15 protein-coding genes and 5 pseudogenes are annotated in these 21,943 nt (G+C 41.1%); 15 read left to right on the forward strand and 5 right to left on the reverse strand.

All coding sequences use genetic code 11. The features are described from left to right. The first annotated feature begins 261 nt into the window (after window positions 1–261). From K6V30_RS22795 to K6V30_RS22805, 3 genes are read left to right on the forward strand one after another with little or no spacing between them, the layout of a single operon-like run. The gene (locus tag K6V30_RS22795; RefSeq protein WP_070612329.1) at window positions 262–3,720 is read left to right on the forward strand and encodes a hypothetical protein; all 3,459 of its coding nucleotides are present in this window, start codon (window positions 262–264) and stop codon (window positions 3,718–3,720) included. Then, window positions 3,689–4,138, forward strand: coding sequence for a response regulator (locus K6V30_RS22800; protein ID WP_070612331.1), 450 nt, complete (start codon window positions 3,689–3,691; stop codon window positions 4,136–4,138). Before K6V30_RS22795 ends, K6V30_RS22800 begins: the two co-directional genes overlap by 32 nt. Then, on the forward strand, window positions 4,135–5,370 hold the full coding sequence (locus K6V30_RS22805) for a phosphorylase family protein (protein WP_070612333.1): 1,236 nt from the start codon (window positions 4,135–4,137) through the stop codon (window positions 5,368–5,370). Before K6V30_RS22800 ends, K6V30_RS22805 begins: the two co-directional genes overlap by 4 nt. A 101-nt stretch (window positions 5,371–5,471) precedes the next feature. On the opposite strand, the pseudogene K6V30_RS22810 reads toward K6V30_RS22805, so the two are convergent. The 5 genes and pseudogenes from K6V30_RS22810 to mobA all read right to left on the reverse strand — a co-directional run. Next, a pseudogene (locus K6V30_RS22810) lies at window positions 5,472–6,326 on the reverse strand (TraM recognition domain-containing protein); the annotation flags it as partial. Between the two features lie 107 nt (window positions 6,327–6,433). Next, entirely contained in the window at window positions 6,434–8,251 is a 1,818-nt protein-coding gene (locus K6V30_RS22815) for a reverse transcriptase domain-containing protein (protein ID WP_070612349.1), read from the reverse strand. Window positions 8,252–8,788: 537 nt separating this feature from the next. Next, window positions 8,789–9,940 (reverse strand): annotated as a pseudogene (locus K6V30_RS22820) (YWFCY domain-containing protein); the annotation flags it as partial. 46 nt (window positions 9,941–9,986) lie between these two features. Further along, on the reverse strand, window positions 9,987–11,168 hold the full coding sequence (gene mobB / locus K6V30_RS22825; protein ID WP_070612353.1) for a conjugal transfer protein MobB: 1,182 nt from the start codon (window positions 11,166–11,168) through the stop codon (window positions 9,987–9,989). A 148-nt stretch (window positions 11,169–11,316) separates the two neighbouring features. Beyond that, window positions 11,317–11,751 (reverse strand): annotated as a pseudogene (gene mobA / locus K6V30_RS22830) (conjugal transfer protein MobA). Window positions 11,752–12,512: 761 nt separating this feature from the next. On the opposite strand from mobA, the gene K6V30_RS25245 reads away from it, so the two are divergent. The 12 genes and pseudogenes from K6V30_RS25245 to K6V30_RS22890 all read left to right on the forward strand — a co-directional run bounded on the left by K6V30_RS25245 (window position 12,513) and on the right by K6V30_RS22890 (window position 21,770). Further along, complete coding sequence (locus tag K6V30_RS25245) at window positions 12,513–12,605, forward strand: ParA family protein (RefSeq protein ID WP_141758138.1); 93 nt, start codon at window positions 12,513–12,515, stop codon at window positions 12,603–12,605. 24 nt (window positions 12,606–12,629) lie between these two features. Continuing rightward, complete coding sequence (locus K6V30_RS22835; protein ID WP_224207207.1) at window positions 12,630–12,809, forward strand: conjugal transfer protein TraA; 180 nt, start codon at window positions 12,630–12,632, stop codon at window positions 12,807–12,809. 63 nt (window positions 12,810–12,872) lie between these two features. Then, entirely contained in the window at window positions 12,873–13,283 is a 411-nt protein-coding gene (locus K6V30_RS22840; protein WP_070612334.1) for a ParA family protein, read from the forward strand. Window positions 13,284–13,285: 2 nt separating this feature from the next. After that, complete coding sequence (locus K6V30_RS22845; RefSeq protein WP_070612336.1) at window positions 13,286–13,780, forward strand: DUF3408 domain-containing protein; 495 nt, start codon at window positions 13,286–13,288, stop codon at window positions 13,778–13,780. A gap of 3 nt (window positions 13,781–13,783) precedes the next feature. Beyond that, window positions 13,784–14,740 (forward strand): hypothetical protein, encoded by a 957-nt coding sequence (locus tag K6V30_RS22850; RefSeq protein WP_070612338.1) that lies wholly within the window; start codon window positions 13,784–13,786, stop codon window positions 14,738–14,740. A gap of 502 nt (window positions 14,741–15,242) precedes the next feature. Further along, complete coding sequence (locus K6V30_RS22855) at window positions 15,243–15,521, forward strand: hypothetical protein (RefSeq protein WP_070612356.1); 279 nt, start codon at window positions 15,243–15,245, stop codon at window positions 15,519–15,521. A gap of 69 nt (window positions 15,522–15,590) precedes the next feature. Then, window positions 15,591–15,971: a hypothetical protein gene (locus tag K6V30_RS22860; RefSeq protein ID WP_070612340.1), complete on the forward strand. Its 381-nt coding sequence runs from the start codon at window positions 15,591–15,593 to the stop codon at window positions 15,969–15,971. A 265-nt stretch (window positions 15,972–16,236) separates the two neighbouring features. After that, window positions 16,237–16,536, forward strand: a complete 300-nt coding sequence (locus tag K6V30_RS22865) for a DUF4134 domain-containing protein (RefSeq protein WP_070612342.1) — start codon at window positions 16,237–16,239, stop codon at window positions 16,534–16,536. A 23-nt stretch (window positions 16,537–16,559) separates the two neighbouring features. Further along, a pseudogene (locus K6V30_RS22870) lies at window positions 16,560–16,880 on the forward strand (DUF4133 domain-containing protein). A 3-nt stretch (window positions 16,881–16,883) separates the two neighbouring features. After that, a pseudogene (locus K6V30_RS22880) lies at window positions 16,884–18,980 on the forward strand (TraG family conjugative transposon ATPase). 547 nt (window positions 18,981–19,527) lie between these two features. After that, complete coding sequence (locus K6V30_RS22885; RefSeq protein ID WP_070612347.1) at window positions 19,528–21,339, forward strand: reverse transcriptase/maturase family protein; 1,812 nt, start codon at window positions 19,528–19,530, stop codon at window positions 21,337–21,339. Between the two features lie 77 nt (window positions 21,340–21,416). Further along, a complete protein-coding gene (locus K6V30_RS22890) occupies window positions 21,417–21,770 on the forward strand; it encodes a TraG/VirB4 family ATPase (RefSeq protein ID WP_083312272.1) in 354 nt (117 codons plus the stop codon). The last annotated feature ends 173 nt before the right edge of the window (window positions 21,771–21,943 follow it).

A 21,943-nucleotide genomic window follows, 5' to 3' on the forward strand; every position in this document is an offset into this window, starting at 1 on the left:
GAGAATAACTGTTTGGGTCTTGGATTGCACATATTATTATTAATTACTCTAATCTTTTTTATTAAACACTTCAATGTAATAGACATTATCACTGAATAAGATGGAGAATATGTAACACATTCATTTGTAGCTCTATAAATTAAAACATTCTTTGCTCATTATTCAATTAATTCTTATCTTTGTATGTTTGAAGCTACTATAAGGCTCTAAAGCTTTGTTTTTAACTAAGTAGAAGGCATTATTGCTCAAAAAATATAAAGTATGAAAAATAAGATACAAGACTATCAGATAATATCAAATTTTCTTGCACAAAAAGGAGAAAAAAGAGATATAGCTAGGATGGCAGCTAAGCTTAAAAATAGCAATAATAATCTTGCTATTTGTAGAGTTCTTCCGCGTCTTTTTAAATCAGTTCCATACATGAAAAAAATAATATGGGGCAATGTCCTTCCGAAGACTATAGAAGAATTAGGTGTTGGAGGAAATTGTTATTTCTTTAAACCTGAGTCGTTAGATAATGAAATTAATTGGATTTTGCATGAGCTAAAGCCATACAAAGAACAATTGTTATATTTCGTACAAATGAGGGATGAAGTAGAACGTTCTATTCTTGTTGGTGATTACCTTACGGCTGAAAAATATCTTAATAGTTCCTTAAAGCAATTAGGGTATTCTGTATGGTATTATGAAATGAAACTAACAATATCCGGTTATCAAGATAATTTAGAGAAATGTATCAGTATTGTTAGTGATGTAAACCAAAGCAAGAAAGAAGATAAAATAGGCTTTGTTACAGCTATATTATCCAGTCTTTTTAATAGAAGTCAGCGAAAAATTGCCGCATATGAATATGATAGTGCTTTATATTCAAGATATAAAAAAAACAGGACTGATTTTCAAAATGATAGATATAACTATTATTTATTCAGATTGAACTATTATCAACATTTTGATATTGATGATTTATCAGTCACTCTTATTATGGAAGGGTTGAATTCAGTTGTAGATAGATATATTTTATTATTATATGTACTTCGATCATATTATATCAAAGAACCTAAAAAGATAGATACTATAATCAAATTTGCAAAAAGACTTTACAAGATATCTTCGGATAAACAGCTAACACCTTTTTTAATAATGGACAGCTTGGAGTCTGTACCTGATTCGTATTTTGAATTTGATTTTATCGAAATTTTAGATAAATATTATACAGGTAGATATAGAGAAGTAGTCGATTTATGCAAAATATACATACAGCATAATCCGTCAAATTTTGATATTATCAAATTGTATAGTCGTGCCCTTCTTTTCTTGCATAATGGATATAGCCCTATTTGTTCTAATACAGATGCGCCTATTAATCAAATGGCTCTTTATATATTTCTTTCAATGACAGAAAAAGATAATGATTCATACTTAGATAGACTTTATCAATTAAATAAAAATCTTTACGGGTTAAGAATTGCTGCTGGATTAGATTATTTTATTAAAGAAGAACAAAATGAGAAGAGAAGTCATATACTCAAACTTTTTTCACTAATTCAGTTTGATCCTTACTTTACTAATATATATAATGATGATTTTCAGAAAATCGAATATTTGAATTATGGTGAGAGTAAAATACCTAAATCGGAAGTAGTTGAATATCAAAGGCGTCGTATACAAAAAGTCATCACTGAGGAGTCTAATGTTGTTGCGTATATACGTAATGTCGATAATGCGAAAATCACATATGATAATGCTGATTATGTTGGCGCATTTGAACAATGGAAAAATATACTTGCCGGCAATAAAGGTTATATTCCGACTGCTCAAACGGCAGTAGAATATGGTTTCCTATCCCTTAGTCAATTAGGACCCGACTATAGGCAAAAAGCTGTACATTTTTATGTAGAACAGTATATTGATAATAAAGCCTTTGTGGCAAAGATTGACACACGAAAATTTATGAAAGAAATTAAGCAGTCAAGATATGAAGGATTAAGTAATGACATAGATTTCTTAATTTTTATTTTTTTGAATGCAGAAAACTATCCACAAAAAGAATTTGTTCTTCAAAATTACTGCAAATACGAAGGTGTAACATATCCCTCAGAATTGACTACTGTATTTAAACGCAAGCAACCAGAAAAAGTAGAAATATTTTTTCTAACCCTATTAACCGATGACATATTATTTCATTATTATAAACTAAAAAGCACCATTGAAGTTCTTGATGAAAAATTAAAAATAGTGACGTTTTTAAGAACTATGTTTCCACAAAATCGAAACTATTCTGATATCTGTACCGAATTAATGCATGAGTTAATAGCATATCGTGGGATGAAGAAAATGGATGATAGTAAAATTTATGTCAACGAGGACGCTGTTTTAAAATATGAACTTAATATTGATGATCTTTATGAACGTTTTAAGAAACAAGCAGTCCTTGTTAAATCTAATAGAGTTTATTTAGTAGTTAGTGATTTTACTACTACAGAAGATTCATCTTCATCGGACATAATTAAACATGCGGTATCCTATTCTGACAATGCAATTGCTGAAGTGGCAATTCAGTTATTTGATATCATAAGATATGCATTTTTAAAAAGTCGATTTGGACTTGGAACGTATATTAGCACGCGTATTCGACATGGAATATTTGAAGGAGAATTACGTTCTGGCTTGGAAAGATTGAATTTGATACTAAATACTGAAAATAATAGCTATGTTGTAACAGATTATTGGCGCAAAGAGTATAGTCTTGATCTTAAATATAATGAAATTTTAGCGAAGCATTTATCTAAATTTTCAATGGAAGTTGATACATTGATTAGTTCTTTTAAGGAATCTGTTATTCAAATTAAATTAAAAGAAGAGGATTTAGGAGAGTTTAATTATATTATATCAACCGATGAAATTTGTAGTCGACTATTAGATATAGAATCAAAGACACAGAGTGTGGATGAATTTTCATTACAAGTAATGGCTTATCTTTGGGAAATAACAGAAAAAAAATTAGAAATAATTAGAGATAAAATAAAAAATGATTTGAAACCTAAATTTTTTGAACATCTACAACATTTAGAATCTAATATAGAGTCTTTATCAGAACAGAATCATTTACATAGAGACTTGTGTGAAGCCATTAAAAATGCCCGTGAAGAATTAACAGCCAAACTCGTAAAAGTTGAAAATTGGTTTTATAGACAAGAGACAAAATTTGAAGACTTTGTTTTATCTGATTATATAAAGATGGTACTTGAATCTACTGCTAAATACGTACCAGATATTGATTGGGAATTACAAGGAGATTTAACTTCTGCCCAAATATTAATTCGATCAGAATTTAGCGCATCAATGTTTGATTTGCTTAGTATTATCTTTAGTAATATGCTTGAGTATAGCAGAAAAGAACCATTACATCAATTTATACTTCACACAGCTGTCATAGATAATGATATTATGCATTTTCATTTTGAAAATGAATTACCAGAAAATGCGAACGAGGATGAGTTGAATCAATTATTTGAGGAGAAAGAACAAGCGATCAATCTTCTTCAAAAAGAAGGAGGAAGCGGTTTAGTTAAAGCAATGAATATTATTAAATATGATTTTAATAACATTCAAAATTCATTCAAAATTGAAGCTACAGCTGGAAAGTGTTTTATAGATATATTATTCAATTTAAAAAATATGATAAAATATGCTGAAGATACTATTGGTGGAGGATTATGAAGAAAAAGCCAAAAATATAAAGATATTTTTAAATACAGAATTTCCTTTTATGGATGTAGAATGGCGTACTTCTTATAATTCTGCACAAGAAGAAATTTATGATAATTATGAAGAATATGCTCTTATATTGTTAGATATGTCTATGTCTACATACGATTTGACAGCAGATGCAAGTGGAGGACAACCTGAGCCTTCAGCAGGTCAATATATTTTAGAAGGCATGTTTTTAAGAAACATTCCTACACCTGTTATAGTTGTAACCATGTATAATGTATTTGGCAGAAAAGAACTTTCTGCCTTTGATGAAGAGTTAAAATCTAAATATCCTCAAAATTACAAATCATATGTGTTTTATTCATCTCAAAAATCTGATTGGAAAGAACATCTTAAAAGACAAATAAAAACAATTTTATTATGATAGAAATACTGATTATGGATGACTCTAGTGATAAAATAGAGTCTCTCAAAAGTGAAATATTTCCTATATTCCAAAATGGAGAAATAGTGGTAGAAGTAGCTCATTCTTTAGTTGCAGGCCGAACCAAGATGCAAAAAAAAACTTATGACTTATTAATCCTTGATATGGTTATGCCTGAACATGACGGGGAGGATGCAAATCGTACTGCCGGAGCTGAGTATTTGAACGAAATTTATGAAAATCAAAGTATAAAAGTTCCTATTCAGATAATAGGTCTTACAGAATATGAAGAGGAATTTTCCCAACAGCAAAAGGATTTTAAAGACAAATTATGGTATTTGCTTTTTTACTCACGAACGGAAACCTATTGGCGAAAGATGTTGAAATCTAAAATACTTCAATTGGGGCAGTTTAAAAAAACGATGAAAGAAGCTATAGAAAGCAAGAATAAGTATGATGTCGCTATAATATGTGCTTTAAGTAAGGAATATCAGCAAATGATAAAAGCTTTTTCTAAATTGGAGTGGCATGATTTGTCAATTGAAGGACTTCCATATTGTTTCAAAACCGCAACTCTATCTACTCGTAAATTTCATGAATTACGTATAATTACGGCTTGTGCTGATAAACCTGGTGTTTGTGCCACTAGTATTTTGTCTACTGTAATGTACAATATATTTCATGTTGATACATTATTCATGACAGGATTGACTGCCGGTATTGAAAATGACGATTTGCGTTTAGATGATATTGTTATAGCTGAATCTATTCATGATTATGCTTCGGGAAAAATAAAAGAAGATGCAGATGGAAATATTCGATTACTTAAAGAAATTAATCAAATAGCAACGAATCATTCTTTAGTAGCAAAAGTATCTGAATTTATTGCAAATCGCGAATATGTAACTCGCATTAATGACAATGTTCATGATATGAATTTGAAAGCAGAGCGAGATAATATTTCTTTTAGAATAGCAAAGACCGTATGTGGCCCCTTCGTTATGACATCTGAAACAATTGTAAATGCCTTGAAACAAGATGAACGTAAATTACAAGCTCTTGATATGGAAGGATTCGCTTTGTATTTAACAGCTCACACTCTTGATAAAAAAGCATTATGGATTAAAGGAGTTTCAGACTTTGCTGATTCTAAAAAAGGAGATAACCATCATACAACATGTGCTTATGCTAGTGCCCGCTTTTTATATGAATTTATGAGAGAAATGCTTTGATGTTTTTTATAATTCAACAAGTTTACAAACAATATAATTATATGATTTAGTTATATTTATTAAACGAAAATAGAGGCTGCATTGACAGCCTCTATTAACACTTAATTATTTAATAAATGCTTAAGCTTCGGGTCATTTTCAATTCGAATCAACTCCCTTTCCACCAACTCCACAATATCCTGTTTAATTTGCCAGTAGTTCGTTTGTATCTGTTCTTTCATTGTATCATTACCGTTCTCATCCAAAAAGCTGCTGATTTCGGGAATAGGCTGATAGGCTGCCGTTTCCTTTTGTACAGCTTCATTATCCACTACAATCTGTGCATGAAAGATTTTCTGGTCTATTGTTTCACCAAAATTGTCAGCTACGGCTCCAACAAACATACCTTGTGACAGTGTGCTGATTTTACTTGCAGGTATAAGACTATCCAATTGGGTATTGATAGAAGTTGATGTATCACTGCGATTGATGCTCATGGATTCCCGTTTTTGTAGAATTTTCCCGAATCTTTCCGATAACGTTTTAGCTGTTTCACCGACTACCTGACCACTGAAAACATTGCCCACAGTTGACATGATAACGGCGGCCTCCTTATCTCCGTAATCGCGCTTTAATTGACTGAAATCCTGAAATCCTAACATAACTGCTACCTTGTTGCTTCGTGCCGTGGCAATCAGATTATCCAGACCTTTAAAGAAAATGGTTGGCAACTCGTCGATAATCACACAACTTTTCAGCTGTTTCTTCTTGTTTATTAGCTTGACGATACGGGAGTTATAAAGTCCCAATGCCGCACCATAAATAGAAATTCTATCAGGATTATTACCTACACAAAGAACTTTCGGTTCTTTGGGATTATTAATATCCAGTGTAAAGTCACTGCCGGACATAACCCAATAGAGTTGCGGACTTATCAATCTGGATAACGGGATTTTAGCACTTGCTATTTGTCCATAGGCTAAGCACCCGGCGCCTTTCCATTTGTTACAATGGTAGGTTTCCAAGCACTCGCCTCCGAACCGTGCATACAGGTCTCCCCGTACACGGCTCTCCACCTTATCATTCAGTCTAACTTTCCCGAATGTATTTTGTGATGACATACTGAACATACTGCTAATGTTTTACGGTTACGGGAAATCATTTTTATTTCCCAATCACTTTTACCTTTCAAGTCTTTGAGTTTGCGAACATGATGCATTTCAAGATTGTCGGTTGCACCGCAGTTTTCACATACACGTGCATTTAGTCTTGTAATCAATCCATTTCTGCCACCCGTTATAGCGACTGTGTTAGGTAATCTGTCATCTAAATTACGGTTCGGTAGTTCCTTGCGTTTGAAACCTTTGTCATAAAACTCACGTCTGACCTCATACCCTTTCTTGTTTGTGTATGGTATGGAGAATACACCGTTTTTCTTGTACTTCGCAATAATCTTCTTTTTGGAAGTAGTGTATTTTGCGGCGTATGTCTTGTACATACTATACTCCATAATGTTGTAGAAAGAGTCAATAACGGGGCTGTTGTTTGCTATCGAGTAATAGTTGTAGAACCCCATGATTTCAGAGTTATATTGACTTATAATCTCCAAATCATCAAGACATCTCATATATGGACGACCTTTTGGCTTCCAAACTTCTTTCCCGTTCTGCTTGGTAATTTTAACAGCATCATATTCAAGAAGTTTCTTTCGCATTGTTTCGGTAGTCACATATAATACTATCTTGTGGTCTAACGACCTTGTCAAATGACCGTTCTTATCTCTGCGTGTATCATTGGATTTTCGCACAAAGACATCATAACCAAGAAATTTAGCGTGTTTTCTTGTATTGGTAATCAGAGTTTTTTCGTCAGATAGTTCCAACTTCAATTTATCAGCCATAAATTGCTTTATGTCCTCTTTGATTTGGATACAATCTTGCTTGCTACCGATTACTCCAATTAGAAAATCATCTGCATATCTTATGTATTTCAGTCGTTTGATACTGTCATCCATTTCATCACCGGCAGGATATTTCAGTCGTTCTTTGACTATTTCTCTAATTTTTGCAAACAATTGTTTACGTTTCGTTTCATCAACAGTGTTTCGTAGTTTTTCAACTAACTTGGCTTTACGATGTCCGAGTTGTTTTGCAATCGGATTATCCTTGCGTCTTTTTCCCTTGTCGAATTTTGTGATGTACTCCTTGATATACTTATCGAATTTGTCAAGGTATATGTTCGCCAATATAGGGCTTATAATACCACCTTGCGGAGTTCCACTGTATGATTTGTGGAATACCCAGTCTTCAACATATCCCGCATTCAGGAATTTTCTGATAAGTCGGATAAACCTGTTATCGGAAATCCTTTCTGAGAGAATGGCTATCAATACTTCATGGTCTATGTTGTCGAAGAAGCCTTTAATGTCTCCCTCGATAAACCACTTAGTGCCATTGAACGACTTTTGAATACTTGAGAGTGCAGTTTGAGGACTTCGTTGTGGTCTGAAACCATGTGAGGTGTTTTCAAAACTGCCCTCATATATAGCTTCCAAAATCATTCTGATAACCTCTTGCAGAAGTTTATCCATAAATGACGGAATACCCAGCGGTCTCATCTTTCCGTTTTTCTTCGGAATGTAAACTCGCTGTGAGGGTTTAGGCTGATACGTCTCGTTTTTGAGCGTATCAATCAACTGTTCAATATGGGATATACTGAAGCCGTCAACGGTTTTTCCGTCAACTCCTTTGGTCATATTGCCTTGTTTGGCATATATGCGCTGGTAGGCTATGTAGTACATCTGTTCATTAAACAGTATCCGATACAAACGTTCGAACTTGTACTCCAAGTCGGAACTATGTTGTGTTAGACTGTTTAATATCTTTTCTGGATTTCTTTTCATGTCTCTCACATTTTCCAAAATTAACATTAAACGATAATGGCTGCTTCCCTTCGCCATGTACAAGGCTTTCCCTTGCTCGGACTACTACGGAAGCTCTGTTGCCATATGGGTTACCCCACTTAGGCAATCCCCATTTAGACATATAATAACTTTTTGGCTTGATAGATTGTCGGATACGACTTTCGTCCTTTACTATTTATGTAGTTGCTCTGTGATAAGTTCTTTTGCCCAATCGACCTACAAGGAGAAGTTGGGTATCACAGCATAACGTTTGTAACTGTCTTCCGTTAAGGCTTAACCATCGAGCCGCTTGGACTATCGTTCAACCAGTATAGGTTTTATCCTCATATCTATCGTTTCATCTCGCCACTCGGTCAAGACTTGACAGTTAGTCCACTTGTGGCTTTACCGACATGCTACACTCCCCATCGTCTTTCGTTGAATGGATAAGTCGGCTGGTGATAGGTTATTATTTCAAAGAACACGAACCTAATAGCTTGCCAAAGCTATATTTATTATATGCCCTTATGGGCGCACCTGAAGCTGTTCGCTCGCTCCACCTTTCCATGCGTCAATAAACGGACTTAGATAGTTCTCCAAATCGGGATAACTTGTCAAGATAGTAAAAACGTCTTCATACCTTTTATTAAGCAGTTCTATGGCATGGGGGAACGTACAGTACTTGCCGCCTTCATAGATTTTCAAAAACCAAATTATTGCCGTAAACAATACAATTGGAGATTCTACAAAGAAGTCTCCCTGCTTTTGCACCCAACTTTTATTCAGGTTCAACATGATGGTATAACTGGATTCATACGCATCCGAAATATCAGTCATCAGTTCGGGAGCCAGCGGATTACAGCGGTGGCTTTTTCTTGGATTGTCGAAGTTGATTACATAAAATTTAGGTGGTATTTTATAACGGTGTCTATACTTAATCAGATGGTTATAAGCGATAACCGACAGGTCGTCAAACTTAAAATCATATATATACAACGCATAACCCTTCTCGATTGTCTGCTTGATAAACTGGTTGACAATGGCATAGGACTTGCCGCTGCCCGGTGTTCCTAATACCATTGTTGCCCGAAAAATATTAACAAGGTTGATAAATCCGTTGTAAGTCTTCCCTCTATACCAAAATTTGGTCGGCAGATTGACTGAATATTCGTTTTCCATAAGGCGTGTTTCCTGCATGAATGATTCATTCTCCCGGTTGAAAACGTCCTCTAATAAATTGTTCTTCAACAGACGGCTTGTCCACAGTCCCGATGCCAACAGACTAAAAAAGCCGCCGACCAATGTCGCGGTATAAAGTATGGCGCATACGCCGGATGATGCGTCAATGGACAGCAACCACCAGTTCAGGAAAAAGAGTGTAGCCCCCGCTATGGGCGCAATAATTATCTGCCTTCATGTGATTTCATGCTTCTTTACTCCCTTGTTGCCCATGCAGGACAGACCGAGGAAGAGGACACAAAACAGTTTGGTGTAAAGAAGGGACGAGAACAATCCGGTGGTACGCTGGAAATTGGACAGTATCTTATTCACTATATCGAGCGTTCAGCCCATTTCGTGGAGCCAGCCGTAACAAAACCAATAGATGTGTATCGCCAAAAATAAAAAACTGATGGCCCGCATAAAGTCCGTGACTTTGGCAAGACCTCTTAAATCATCTTCATTCTGCATAATTGTAACTATTAAAATTAGACTTCTTTTTCTATACATTATTATATTATAACTTGCGCCTGCGCTTCTTCTTTTTCTTGCGCCCGAAGCGGAAGGCCGGATCGATGTACTCGTGCGTATGGTCATCTTCCATGAGTACGGAGAAAATGTCAATGGCACCGAGTGCGGACGTATCAATCAGACTGCCGGACGGTTCACTCTGATAGTTGCCTCGATTTTCCTGCTGCCGGTATTCCTCCCTTTCCTGTCTTTTTTCCGCATCCGTTTCCCGTTCCTTCCGGGGCGTATCCTGCTCCGGTGACGGTATCAACCTTGTACGGTCCGCATCCGGATTGTTGAACAGTTCGTTGAATACATTGGCTGAAAAGGCTTTGCCCAAACGCGAGCCGTTGAACATTGTCCGGTTGGTATGGTCTATGAAAGTGATACCGTACAGGCGTCCTTCGGGATTGATACGGTAAACCACCTCTATATCCGCATCTTTCAGCTTGCGGGCAAACGCTTCTTTCGTACTTATGTCCTGCATGGCTTTGACTATTTCTTGCCGTGCCCTTTCGGTAAGGTTGTTCCTTTTCACCTTTTCGGCAGAAGCGGCAAACTTCTTTTGCAGGGCTTCATAACCGAATACCTTTCCGAACTTGCTGGACTTGAAAGGCGTTCCCACCTGCTGCCCGTCATCGTCCAAAGCTCCGTACATGATGCCGTGATATTCCTTTCCGTCCACGTTTCCCCTGACTTCGTAAACAGTGACATTATACAGATTCAGAAGGGTGTTGTATTCGGCAAGCGAATGGCAGTTGTAACATTCCAGCAAGGTACGGGCGGTATGCTTCACCTGCGCTTTCACGTCACCTTTCGGATAATCCACTTTTTGCAAGGATAGTAATTCCCTTTCACAGTGTTCTCCGAGTGTGGGATGAAGGCCATACTTCACTTCCATATCCCGACAGATATTCTGTGCCCGGATAGCCTCCCGGTTGTGGTCTATCTTTTCTCCCTTCTCGTTGATGCGTACCGAAACGATGTGCATGTGTTTGCGGTCTATGTCTTCGTGTAGCCATACGATATAGGGCTGGTTCCCGTAACCGAACTTTTCCATGAACTCCTGCGCCAATACGGTCATTTGTTCTTTTGAAAGAATGTCTTTCGGGGATGGATTCAGGGAGATGTGGATAACCGGTTTCCTGACGTGCGAGTTGAGTGCGATATAAGGCTCGAAAGCCTGCACGCAATTTTCAATCGGCACATTGCCGGAAGTGTCCGCCGCTATTTTCGGATGTCACAATACCTTTGCCGTACCGTCGTCCACCTTTATTTTATTATAGGCAATCACTCCGTAGAACGAACTGCCCGATGTGATATTCGGTACCATGACGTTATTCCTTTTTAGTAAGATACTCCTTTTCGTACCGCTTTGTAAGTTCGATAACCTGCCTGCATACTTCTTCCAGTTTACGGGTTTCTTCGGCGAGTTTGTAGAGAAACGCAAGCGATTTCTTCTCCCCGTAAATGGTATGGATAGTCTTTACACATTGGTTGTAGTTGTTGCCTATGCGTCGGAACTGCTGATAGAAAGCGGTGAGCTGGGCGTAGTATTCCTGCGCTTCCTTATCAATCTTCACTACCTTGAACTCTCAACCGAAGATACGGGCGAAGATAAATTCGGCCTTGTTCTTCATACCGGATTGTTCAAACATCGTGAGGAATTTTTCATTTTCCTCACTGTTCAACCGCACAGAGTGGCGATACACCCGTGGATCAGCAAGCACTTTGTGCCCCGCTTCATTGCTGACAAGCATTTTTCTCTTCATAACATGAATATTTTAGAAGGTTCGACTTGGGAGAACCGCCGCCCCCGAAAGACCTTTCGGGCGAGACTTTGAGGGCCTGAACTTTAAGTGAGGGCCTCAAAGTACACCTCGCTATATGCTGACGCATATTAAAATCCGGCTGAGCCGGATTATAGGTCTGAAGGATTTGTCTGACGTTCTCTTTCGAGAACGGGCTGCGCTCTCCCGGCGACAAAGGTAGACAGTTTTTTCGGTATGGCATTATCAGGCATCACGCCAACAGCCGCCAATAAATGACTTTGAAATCACGGATACTTCACGGATGCTCTTTTTGAGGTTTATTTGCAGCCGGATAGTTATTCAGCTATTTATCCGGATAGATAAAAAGACGCTTATCCGAATAGCTATCCGGGCAGTTTTCTATCTGGACAGCCATTTGATTAAGTATGTTTTCAGACAAGCATTCATAAGGCTGCTTATCCGCTTATACATATATAAAGATGGATAGACAAACAGACGGATATTCAGATAAACAGATATTCGGATAGATGAACAGGCAAACGGATTATTATCCGGATGCTTATATAAACAGCCGGATAGCTAAATAGCTGAATAGATACATAGCTATATAATTGGGTAGCTATATAAGTATATAGCTGAATAGACAGATAGCTTTGTAGCTACATAGCTATCCGGCTATCAAACAAAACGGACAAGTGGACAGATTTCTATCTGCTTAGCTATCAATAAATCAGATTATTCACTTACTTAAATTAGTAACAATGGAAAAGAGAAAGAAAACAGTATTCGTTTCGTTCGCTACCCAGAAAGGTGGCGTAGGTAAATCAACATTTACCATTTATGCGGCATCATGACTGCACTATGTGAAAGGGTTGAATGTGGCCGTGGTGGATTGTGACTATCCGCAGCACTCAATCATCAAACAGAAAAAACGGGATATGGAAGTGGTGAAGACCACACCCGTTTATCAGAACCTCCTGGTAGAGCAGGCCGGGCGGTTGAAGAAAAAGGCTTATCCGGTCATCGGAAGCACTCCGGCCAATTGCATGACGGACTGAAGGGCATTTGAAGAAAAGGCGGATATACCCTATGATATTGTACTGTTCGACCTGCCCGGAACTATGGGCAGCGACGGGGTAATCGCAGCAATCAGTGCGCTCGATCATCTGTTCGTGCCAATCAAGGCAGACCGCCTTGTATTGGAGAGCACACTGAACTTTGCAACCACCATTAATGATCGGCTGATAAAAACCGGTGTGTCCGCTTTGAAAAGTCTTCATCTGTTCTGGAACATGGTTGACCGCAGGGAACGTACCACGTTGTATGATGTGTATCAACAAGGCTTCTCCCTGTTGGGATTGGACTGCCTGAAAACACGCATTCCCGTGCGCAGCAACTTCACAAAGGACTTGTCCGCTACGGGCGGCCCCGTTTACCGGAGTACGCTCTTCGCTCCCGATGCGGCATTCACCAAAGAATGCGGTTTCGATACGTTTATGGATGAGATCATATCTATACTTAAAACCGAATAGTCATGGCGAAGAAAACAAGCGGACAAAATCCGGTGGATGAAGCGTACCTGCGCAGCCTGATGGCCGGCGTTCCTTCGGAGCTTTCCTTATCTCCGACATCTTCTCTGACTGGAGAGAGTGGTGAAAATAGAGAAACCGCCTTATCCGATGAAAAAGGAAAAGCGGATGACCGCGTGAACGAAACAGTGAAAGGTGTTTCCGCTACGGATGATACCGGTTTTTCGGAAGTGGTGACGGAAAAGCCGTCACCGAAAACGATACGCACGGCACTGACCGACTTCATCCGTAAATTTCTCACATCCTATAAATGCGAAGGCAGACAGGGGGTATATATCGACAAGGAACTGCACCAGAAAATATCAGTTATTGTCGGAATTGCGGGAAAACGGCAGCTGACGGTCGGCAACTATATAGACAATGTGTTGAAGGAACATTTCGAGAAACATTCGGAAGAGGTGAAGACCTACCTCCAAAAAAGTTATAACAAAATATTTTAGGTTATGGATATACAATCAGGTTACTATGAAGCCGGAATCGTTCTGTTCTGGCTGCTGTTCGCCTATCTGTTCATGGACAAGTTTCTTTTTAGAGGACAGCTTGGCGAGATTTGCTTCGGGAAGGCACGCCGCCGCATGGCAAAAGCGTTGCGGGGCGTTGCCGGATGGTTCGACCCGACGAAAGAGGAACCGAAGAAAGGACGCAAACGCACGAAAGGAAAAACGGAAAAGAAAGAGAGTCCGATAGTGCGCGAAGCTGAAAAGAGGGACATCCCGGCTGTGAAATCAGAAGTGAGGGACAAGGTAAAACCAGAAGTGAAGGGTAAAGAAAAGGCGGAAGTCAAGGAAAAGGCGGAAAGCAGGAATATGGAAATTCCATCTCAAAAACAGCCTGAAACGGACAGCCTTGTCGTTACTAAAAGCTACGGGACACGCCAACAGCCGCCAACAAACGCCACCGGTTCCGGGGCTATTGCGGGTAAAGAAAATGCCTCTACATTTGCTGACGGAAACGAGGAAACAGCGTCACAAAAGGCAGTACAAGTGCCGCCGGAACGCATACCGGAACTGTTCCGGGACAAGCGTGTGGAAGAGTGGCGGGCTTCCGGAGCCGACAGTTCCGGCAGGCTTGAGGATAAAGAGGAACGGACTGAAAACAGTGACGACGTGGATACGGACGAACTGAATGAGGAACTGGAAGATTTGAACTGTGGCCGTGACGATTATCAGGGTGGCGCAACCGGCATAGGGCCGGAAGAGATTGACCTGATTATTGACTTATGTAACGGCAAGGAGATTCCCACGAACAAACGGCTGGCTCTTCTGAGGGCTATCCACCATATAAAGGATACGCGGATTGAACACTCGATACTGGAAAGTATCAATGGCAGTGACAGCCGTATCAGTAAATTTCTGGATGAAGCCGAACATTTGAGCGAGGCTGTTCCGGACAGTGACTAATCAATTAAAGAAGGAGGTAACGATGGCAAGAGGTTATTTTGATACGGGTTGATTGCCCGTATCATTGTAAAGAGAGATTCGCTATGGCATGAATGACTGAATAAACCGACAAAGCATGTATATGACTTATTTCGATTCGGGATGATAAATTGATGTTCCCGTCTGATAAGGGGACATTTCCACCAAGAAGAGACAATTCCTGAAGTAACTTACTTATAAAACAGCATGGCTATGACAAAAGGCTATTACGATTCGGGATGACAGACCGCTTGCGGCATTCACCCGGCAAGGCAACAAGAACTATTCACCATTAAATCTTATCCGTATGAATATAGGACTGGTAGATGTGGACGGACATAACTTCCCCAATTTTGCGCTGATGCGCCTTTCGGCTTATTACAAGGCAAAAGGACATCAAGTGGAATGAGCGGCAACGGCAGGGCGGTATGACAAGGTACTGGCAAGCAAGGTGTTCACTTTCACGCCGGACTATGATTACAACATGCTGGACACAAAAGAAGTGGTCAGGGGCGGAACCGGATATGATATTGCCGGCAGGCTTCCCGAAGCTGTGGAACACAGCCGGATGATGGATTACTCCATTTACCCCGAATACCCCTTTTCCCTCCAGTTCTTTTCAAGAGGCTGTATCCGTAAATGCCCTTTCTGCCTCGTCCGCGAGAAAGAAGGGTATATTCAGGCGGTAGAGCCGGTGGAACTGAACCCTGAAGGGAAATGGATTGAGGTATTGGACAACAATTTCTTTGCCAACCCGCAGTGAAGGTCGGCGGTGGATTATCTGCTAAAAGCCCGGCAACCCGTGAAACTGCACGGTGTGGACGTCAGAATAATGGATGAGGAACAAGCCTGGCATCTGAACAGACTGAAAATGAAACAGAACATTCATATTGCGTGGGATTTGCCGCATCTTGATTTGACAGACCGTTTGAAGGAGATGGTCAAGTATGTGAAGCCCTACAAGATTACCTGCTACGTGCTGATAGGATTCAATTCGACTGTACAGCAGGACTTGTTCCGGTTAAACGTACTTAGGGAACTGGGGATTACTCCCTTTGTGATTCCTTTCCGGGATTATGGGAATGAACGGACACCTACGCGGTACGAGCGTGACCTTGCCCGATGGGCGAACCGGATGTGGCTGTTCAAGTCCTCTTCCTTTGAGGACTATACACCCCGCAAAGGATTCAAATGCGGGGAATATCTGAAATAAACTGATAATTAAATTAAAGACAATGAGAACGAAGGGATATTACGATTCGGGATGATTCGCATTCCGCTTTCAAGAGAGAATTAATAAGAATGTTTCACCATCAAATCAAGTGACGATGCAAATGGCATATTATGACTCCGGCTGATTTCCGGCCGGAACTTACCCCCTGAATCAATAAAAACATAAACGGCTGCGGGCTGCCTTATGGGGATAGTGAAAGAGGGCGGTCCGTGGCTTTTTATCCACTTAAAAATCACGGAAATAAATGAAAAAGAAAAGATTGATTATGATGCTGGCCGTTGTTGCGGCAGCAAGTATGGCAATGGCACAGGGAAATGGCTCTGCTGGTATCACAGAGGCCACCCAGATGGTGACAAGCTACTTTGATCCCGGCACAAAACTGATTTATGCAATCGGTGCGGTAATCGGCCTCGTGGGCGGAGTTAAGGTCTATCAGAAGTTCAGTTCGGGCGACCCCGATACAAGTAAAACTGCCAGTAGCTGGTTCGGGGCCTGCATCTTTCTGATAGTCGCCGCCACCATCCTGAGGTCATTCTTCCTCTAAAAACGTAGGAAAGGTAGTAACTTATGGCTGATTTTGAAATAAATAAAGGTGTGGGGCGTGAAGTGGAGTTTAAAGGACTCCGGGCACAATACCTGTTTGTTTTCGCCGCCGGCCTGCTTGCCGTATTCGTGATGTTCGTCATCCTGTATATGGCAGGTGTCAGGCAGTGAATCTGTATCGGTTTCGGGGTGTCGGCGGCTACCGTACTGGTATGGCTGACCTTCACGCTGAACCGCAAATACGGCAGCCACGGGCTAATGAAACTGTTCGCGGCCCGGCAGCATCCCCGGAGAATCCTCTCACGAAAACGTATCACACGTCTGATTAACAAACAACAATCGTAAATTATGAGAAGTATATTAAAAGCATCCACACTTGAAAGCAAGTTTCCCATTATGGCGGTGGAACACGGCTGCATCGTCAGCAAGGACGCTGACATCACGATCGCTTTCCGGGTCACACTGCCGGAAGTGTTTTCGGTATCCTCCGCAGAATATGAGGCGATGCACGCCACATGAGCGAAGGCAATCAAGGTATTGCCGAACTATTCAATCCTGCACAAGCAGGATATTTTTATCACGGAGAAATACGAGCCTGACATCCGCCGGGACGAACTGAGTTTCCTCTCCCGCAGTTTCGAGCGGCATTTCAACGAACGGCCCTACCTGCACCACACCTGCTATCTGTTCCTTACCAAGACCACCAAAGAACGCTCCCGGCAGCAAAGCAACTGGAACACGCTCTGCCGTGGTTTTCTGGTGCCGAAGGAAATCAGGGACAAGGAAACGGTGGAGCGTTTCATGGAAGCGGTGGGACAGTTTGAAAGTATCATTAATGACAGCGGGCTTATCAGGCTGGAGCGGCTGACCACGGAAGAGATTACGGGAACGGAAAACGAACCGGGCATTATCGAAAGATACCTCACGCTCTCGGCAGATGGAACCACCATGTTGCAGGACATGCAGCTGAACCCGGACGGGATGCGTATCGGTGACAAGCGTCTCTGCCTGCATACACTTTCCGACCTTGACGACCTTCCGGGTAAAGTGAGGACGGACGGGCGGTACGAACGCCTATCGACCGACCGCTCGGACTGCCGCCTGAGTTATGCCGCCCCCGTGGGCGTGATGCTGCCCTGCGACCATATCTACAACCAGTGGATATTCATAGACGACAGCAACGAGAACCTTTTCCGTTTTGAGAAGGCGGCCAAGAACATGCAGTCGCTTTCCCGGTACAGCCGCAGCAACCAGATAAACAAGGAGTGGCTGGACGAATACCTGAATGAGGCGTATACCAATGGATTGCAGTCCGTGCGTTGCCATTGCAACATCATCGCATGGGCGGAAAACGGGGATGAACTCTGGCGGGTGAAGAACGACGTGGGCAGCGCACTGGCATTGATGGAATGCACTCCGCACCACAACACGACCGACCTTCCGGCTCTCTATTGGGCGGGCATACCGGGAAACGAGGCGGACTTTCCGGCCGAAGAAACATTCTACACCTTCACCGGGCAGGCGCTCTGCTTCTTTACGGCTGAGACGTGTTACCGGAACTCGCTCTCTCCCTTCGGTATCCGCATGGTGGACAGGCTGACGGGAAAACCCGTCTTCCTTGACATATCGGACTTGCCCATGAAGAAAGGGGTGGTGACTAACCGGAATAAGTTCATACTCGGCCCCAGCGGCAGCGGAAAGAGTTTCTTTACCAACCATCTTGTAAGACAGTACTGGGAACAAGGAACCCATATCCTATTGGTGGATACCGGTAATTCGTACAAGGGACTTTGCGACCTGATACATCAGAAGACCGGAGGGGACGACGGAATTTATTTTACATACAAGGAAAATGACCCGATTTCTTTCAATCCGTTTTTCACCGAGGACTACCAGTATGACATCGAGAAACGGGACAGTATCAAGACATTGATACTCACTCTTTGGAAAAGGGAGGACGAACCGCCCCGCCGTTCGGAAGAGGTGGCACTCTCGAATGCGGTCAGCCTGTATATCGAGAAGATAAAGAAGAACCGGAAGATAAAACCGAACTTCAACTCGTTCTATGACTTTGTGAAGAAGGACTACCGCAAGGTGCTGGCTGACAAAAATGTGCGGGAGAAGGATTTCGATGTGGACGGTTTTCTGAACGTACTGGAACCCTATTACAAGAACGGTGAATACGGCTATCTGCTGAACTCGGACAAGGAACTTGATTTGCTCAACAAACGATTTATCGTATTCGAGCTGGATGTAGTGAAAGATAATCCCATCCTTTTTCCGGTGGTCACGATTATCATTATGGAGACGTTTATAAATAAAATGCGACGTTTGCAGGGTATCCGTAAGATGATATTGATTAAGGAAGCATGAAAGGCAATCGCCAAGGAAGGTATGGCTTCTTATATAAAATATTTGTGTGCGCCCGTAAAGGTTGCATCGTAAACATCTCTTTGGCAGGAGATTAGGAAAGTGTTCTTTGAAAACAACCTATCATCAGCCGACTTATCTGTTTTCGGGAAAACTTAACCGAGCAGGGAGTGTAGCATGTCGGAAAAGTCATAAGTCAGTTAGTTACCGAACTGCGACTGAATGGCGAGATGAAAAGATAGATAGGAGGATAAAATCCGCATTGATTGAACGATAGTCCGAGTGGTTCCCCTTTAGGCTATGGCGTAAGGTAACTATCAATCGCCATATCGTGATACTACTTCAGTGTACAGGTATGAATGTAGCAAGAACTTATCACGACACAACCGCAGTAAGCGAGTAAAGGACGGAAGTCGTATCCGACAATCTATCATGCCAATAGTTACGATGTGATAAACGGGGATTACCTATCACGAAGTGCCGAAAGGCTATTAGGTTCGACCTATGAAAATTCGGAGTGGTAACGGAGCTTCCATAGTAGTTTGAGCAAGGTAACGTCTTGCACATGGCGAAGGGAAGCAGCTAATTATTAATACAATTAAAGGAAAATGTGAGAGACATTATGAGAAGTCCAGAAAGAGTATTAAACAGTCTATCAGAACACAGTAAGAATTCAAGCTACAAGTTTGAACGTCTTTACAGGATTTTGTTCAATGAGGAAATGTTTTACGTTGCCTATCAGCGCATTTATGCCAAAGAGGGTAACATGACTAAAGGTTCGGACGGTCAAACTATTGACAACATGAGCCTGAAACGAATTGAAAGGTTGATTGGTACGCTAAAAGATGAAACGTACCAGCCCCAACCGTCAAGAAGAGTGTACATACCGAAGAAAAACGGTAAGAAACGTCCTCTTGGCGTACCGACTTTTAATGACAAGCTGATACAAGAAGTAGTAAGAATGGTATTGGAAGCCATATACGAGGGGAATTTTGAATACACCTCGCATGGGTTCCGTCCCAATCGAAGCTGCCATACTGCATTAGCCCATATCCAAAAGGAGTTTAACGGTGCAAAATGGTTTGTAGAGGGAGACATAAAAGGCTTTTTCGATAACATAAACCATGATACACTGATAAATATCCTCAAGGAGCGCATTACGGATGAACGTTTTATACGTTTGGTACGCAAGTTCTTGAAAGCGGGATATATTGAAGAATGGCAATTCCATAATACTTACAGTGGCACACCGCAAGGAGGTATCATTAGCCCAATACTGGCTAATATCTATCTTGACAAGCTGGATAAGTATATAAAGGAATACACTGTCAAGTTCGATAAGGGGAAGAAGCGAAAATTCAGTAGAGAAAGCATGGACTTTAGCAACGCGAAAAAACGTATTGTGCGAAGATTGAAGTCCGTAAAAGACGAAAAGCAAAGGGCAAAGTTAATCCTTGAACTAAAAGCAATAGAACAAGGACGGGCTAAATATCCTAACGGTGAAGAAATGGACACTAATTACAGAAGAATAAAGTATGCGAGATATGCGGATGATTTTCTTGTGGGAATTATTGGAAGCAAAAAGGATGCACAGCAGATAAAAGAAGATATTAAAAACTTTCTCGCTGACAGACTGACGTTAGAGTTATCCGATGAGAAAACGCTTGTCACCCACACGGAAAGACCTGCCAAATTTCTTGGATATGAAATCACTGTAAGAAAGTCCAATGAACAAAGACGGGATAAAATAGGGAGACTGAGAAGAACCTATGGTAAAAGGGTTTGCCTGAATGTCAATATGGAAACTGTCCGTAAGAAACTTTTCGATTGGGGAGTATTGGAAATAACGAACCGCAACGGAAAGGAAATATGGAAACCGAAATGTAAACCGGGATTGATATTCAATGATGACCTTGAAATCCTTGACAGTTATAATCGGGAAATTGTAGGTTTTTACAATTACTACTCCATAGCCAACAACTGCGCCCATGCTTTGAATAATTTCAAGTACATCATGGAATACAGCATGTACAAAACGTTTGCAGGCAAATATAAAAGTTGCACACGTAAGATAAACAAGAAATACCGTAAGAACGGTAGGTTTATCGTAAAACACATGACGAAAGCTGGTGTAAAGGAAAGATACTTTTACGATGGTGGTTTCAAACGAAAGAAACCTACCTATAAATCAGAATGTGACATTATGCCACGAACAATTTACACAGCGGGGCGGACAAGTCTTGTTGAAAGGTTGAAAGCCTGTGTGTGTGAATTATGTGGAGCAACAGATGACCTTGTTATGCACCATGTAAGGAAGTTAAAGAACTTACAGGGTAAAGAAGGCTGGGAACGACACATGATTGCACGCAAACGCAAGACGATTGCCGTATGCAGAAGTTGTCACAAGAAGATACATGACGGAAAGATAGACTGAAATTAGTGGAGAGCCGGATACGCTGAGAGGTGTAAGTCCGGTTCGGGGGCGAGCATTTGGAAACCTACCATAGAAATATGATAAGGCGCTGGGTGCTTAGCCTACTTAAGACGGTCAGAAAGTTTTACGGAGAGGCGGTTGTGGTGACGCAGGAAGTGGACGATATTATCTCTTCCCCCGTTGTGAAAGAGACGATTATCAACAACTCGGACTGCAAGATACTGCTCGACCAGCGGAAGTATCAAAATAAATTCGACCAGATACAGAACCTGCTCGGCCTGACGGACAAGGAACGCAGCCAGATACTCTCGATCAACCTTGCCAATGCGGCGAACCGACTTTATAAAGAGGTCTGGATAGGACTGGGCGGCACACAGAGCGCGGTATATGCGACAGAAGTTTCGGGCGAAGAGTATCTTGTGCGCCCGTAAAAGGGAATTTGACGAATGTCGCTTTGGCAAGCGACTGGGCAAGTGTTTAGAATGCCTATTAACAACCGCTAACCGGAGGGGAAAACCCCACAAGGGAACATAGCACGTTGGTAAAGCCATAAGTCAGCCAACTGTCAGGCTGCGACCGAATGGCAAGTTAAAATGATAGATAT

This window comes from Bacteroides faecis (genome assembly GCF_020091505.1).
Lineage (GTDB): Bacteria > Bacteroidota > Bacteroidia > Bacteroidales > Bacteroidaceae > Bacteroides > Bacteroides faecis.

Bases quoted from the DNA above. Each gene is read 5' to 3' on its own strand.
- K6V30_RS22795 (WP_070612329.1), top strand. From the start codon at position 262: ATGAAAAATAAGATACAAGACTATCAGATAATATCAAATTTTCTTGCA.
- K6V30_RS22800 (WP_070612331.1), top strand. From the start codon at position 3,689: ATGCTGAAGATACTATTGGTGGAGGATTATGAAGAAAAAGCCAAAAAT.
- K6V30_RS22805 (WP_070612333.1), top strand. From the start codon at position 4,135: ATGATAGAAATACTGATTATGGATGACTCTAGTGATAAAATAGAGTCT.
- K6V30_RS22815 (WP_070612349.1), bottom strand. From the start codon at position 8,251: ATGAAAAGAAATCCAGAAAAGATATTAAACAGTCTAACACAACATAGT.
- K6V30_RS25245 (WP_141758138.1), top strand. From the start codon at position 12,513: ATGGAAAAGAGAAAGAAAACAGTATTCGTTTCGTTCGCTACCCAGAAA.
- K6V30_RS22840 (WP_070612334.1), top strand. From the start codon at position 12,873: ATGGGCAGCGACGGGGTAATCGCAGCAATCAGTGCGCTCGATCATCTG.
- K6V30_RS22845 (WP_070612336.1), top strand. From the start codon at position 13,286: ATGGCGAAGAAAACAAGCGGACAAAATCCGGTGGATGAAGCGTACCTG.
- K6V30_RS22850 (WP_070612338.1), top strand. From the start codon at position 13,784: ATGGATATACAATCAGGTTACTATGAAGCCGGAATCGTTCTGTTCTGG.
- K6V30_RS22855 (WP_070612356.1), top strand. From the start codon at position 15,243: ATGCTGGACACAAAAGAAGTGGTCAGGGGCGGAACCGGATATGATATT.
- K6V30_RS22860 (WP_070612340.1), top strand. From the start codon at position 15,591: ATGGATGAGGAACAAGCCTGGCATCTGAACAGACTGAAAATGAAACAG.
- K6V30_RS22865 (WP_070612342.1), top strand. From the start codon at position 16,237: ATGAAAAAGAAAAGATTGATTATGATGCTGGCCGTTGTTGCGGCAGCA.
- K6V30_RS22885 (WP_070612347.1), top strand. From the start codon at position 19,528: ATGAGAAGTCCAGAAAGAGTATTAAACAGTCTATCAGAACACAGTAAG.
- K6V30_RS22890 (WP_083312272.1), top strand. From the start codon at position 21,417: ATGATAAGGCGCTGGGTGCTTAGCCTACTTAAGACGGTCAGAAAGTTT.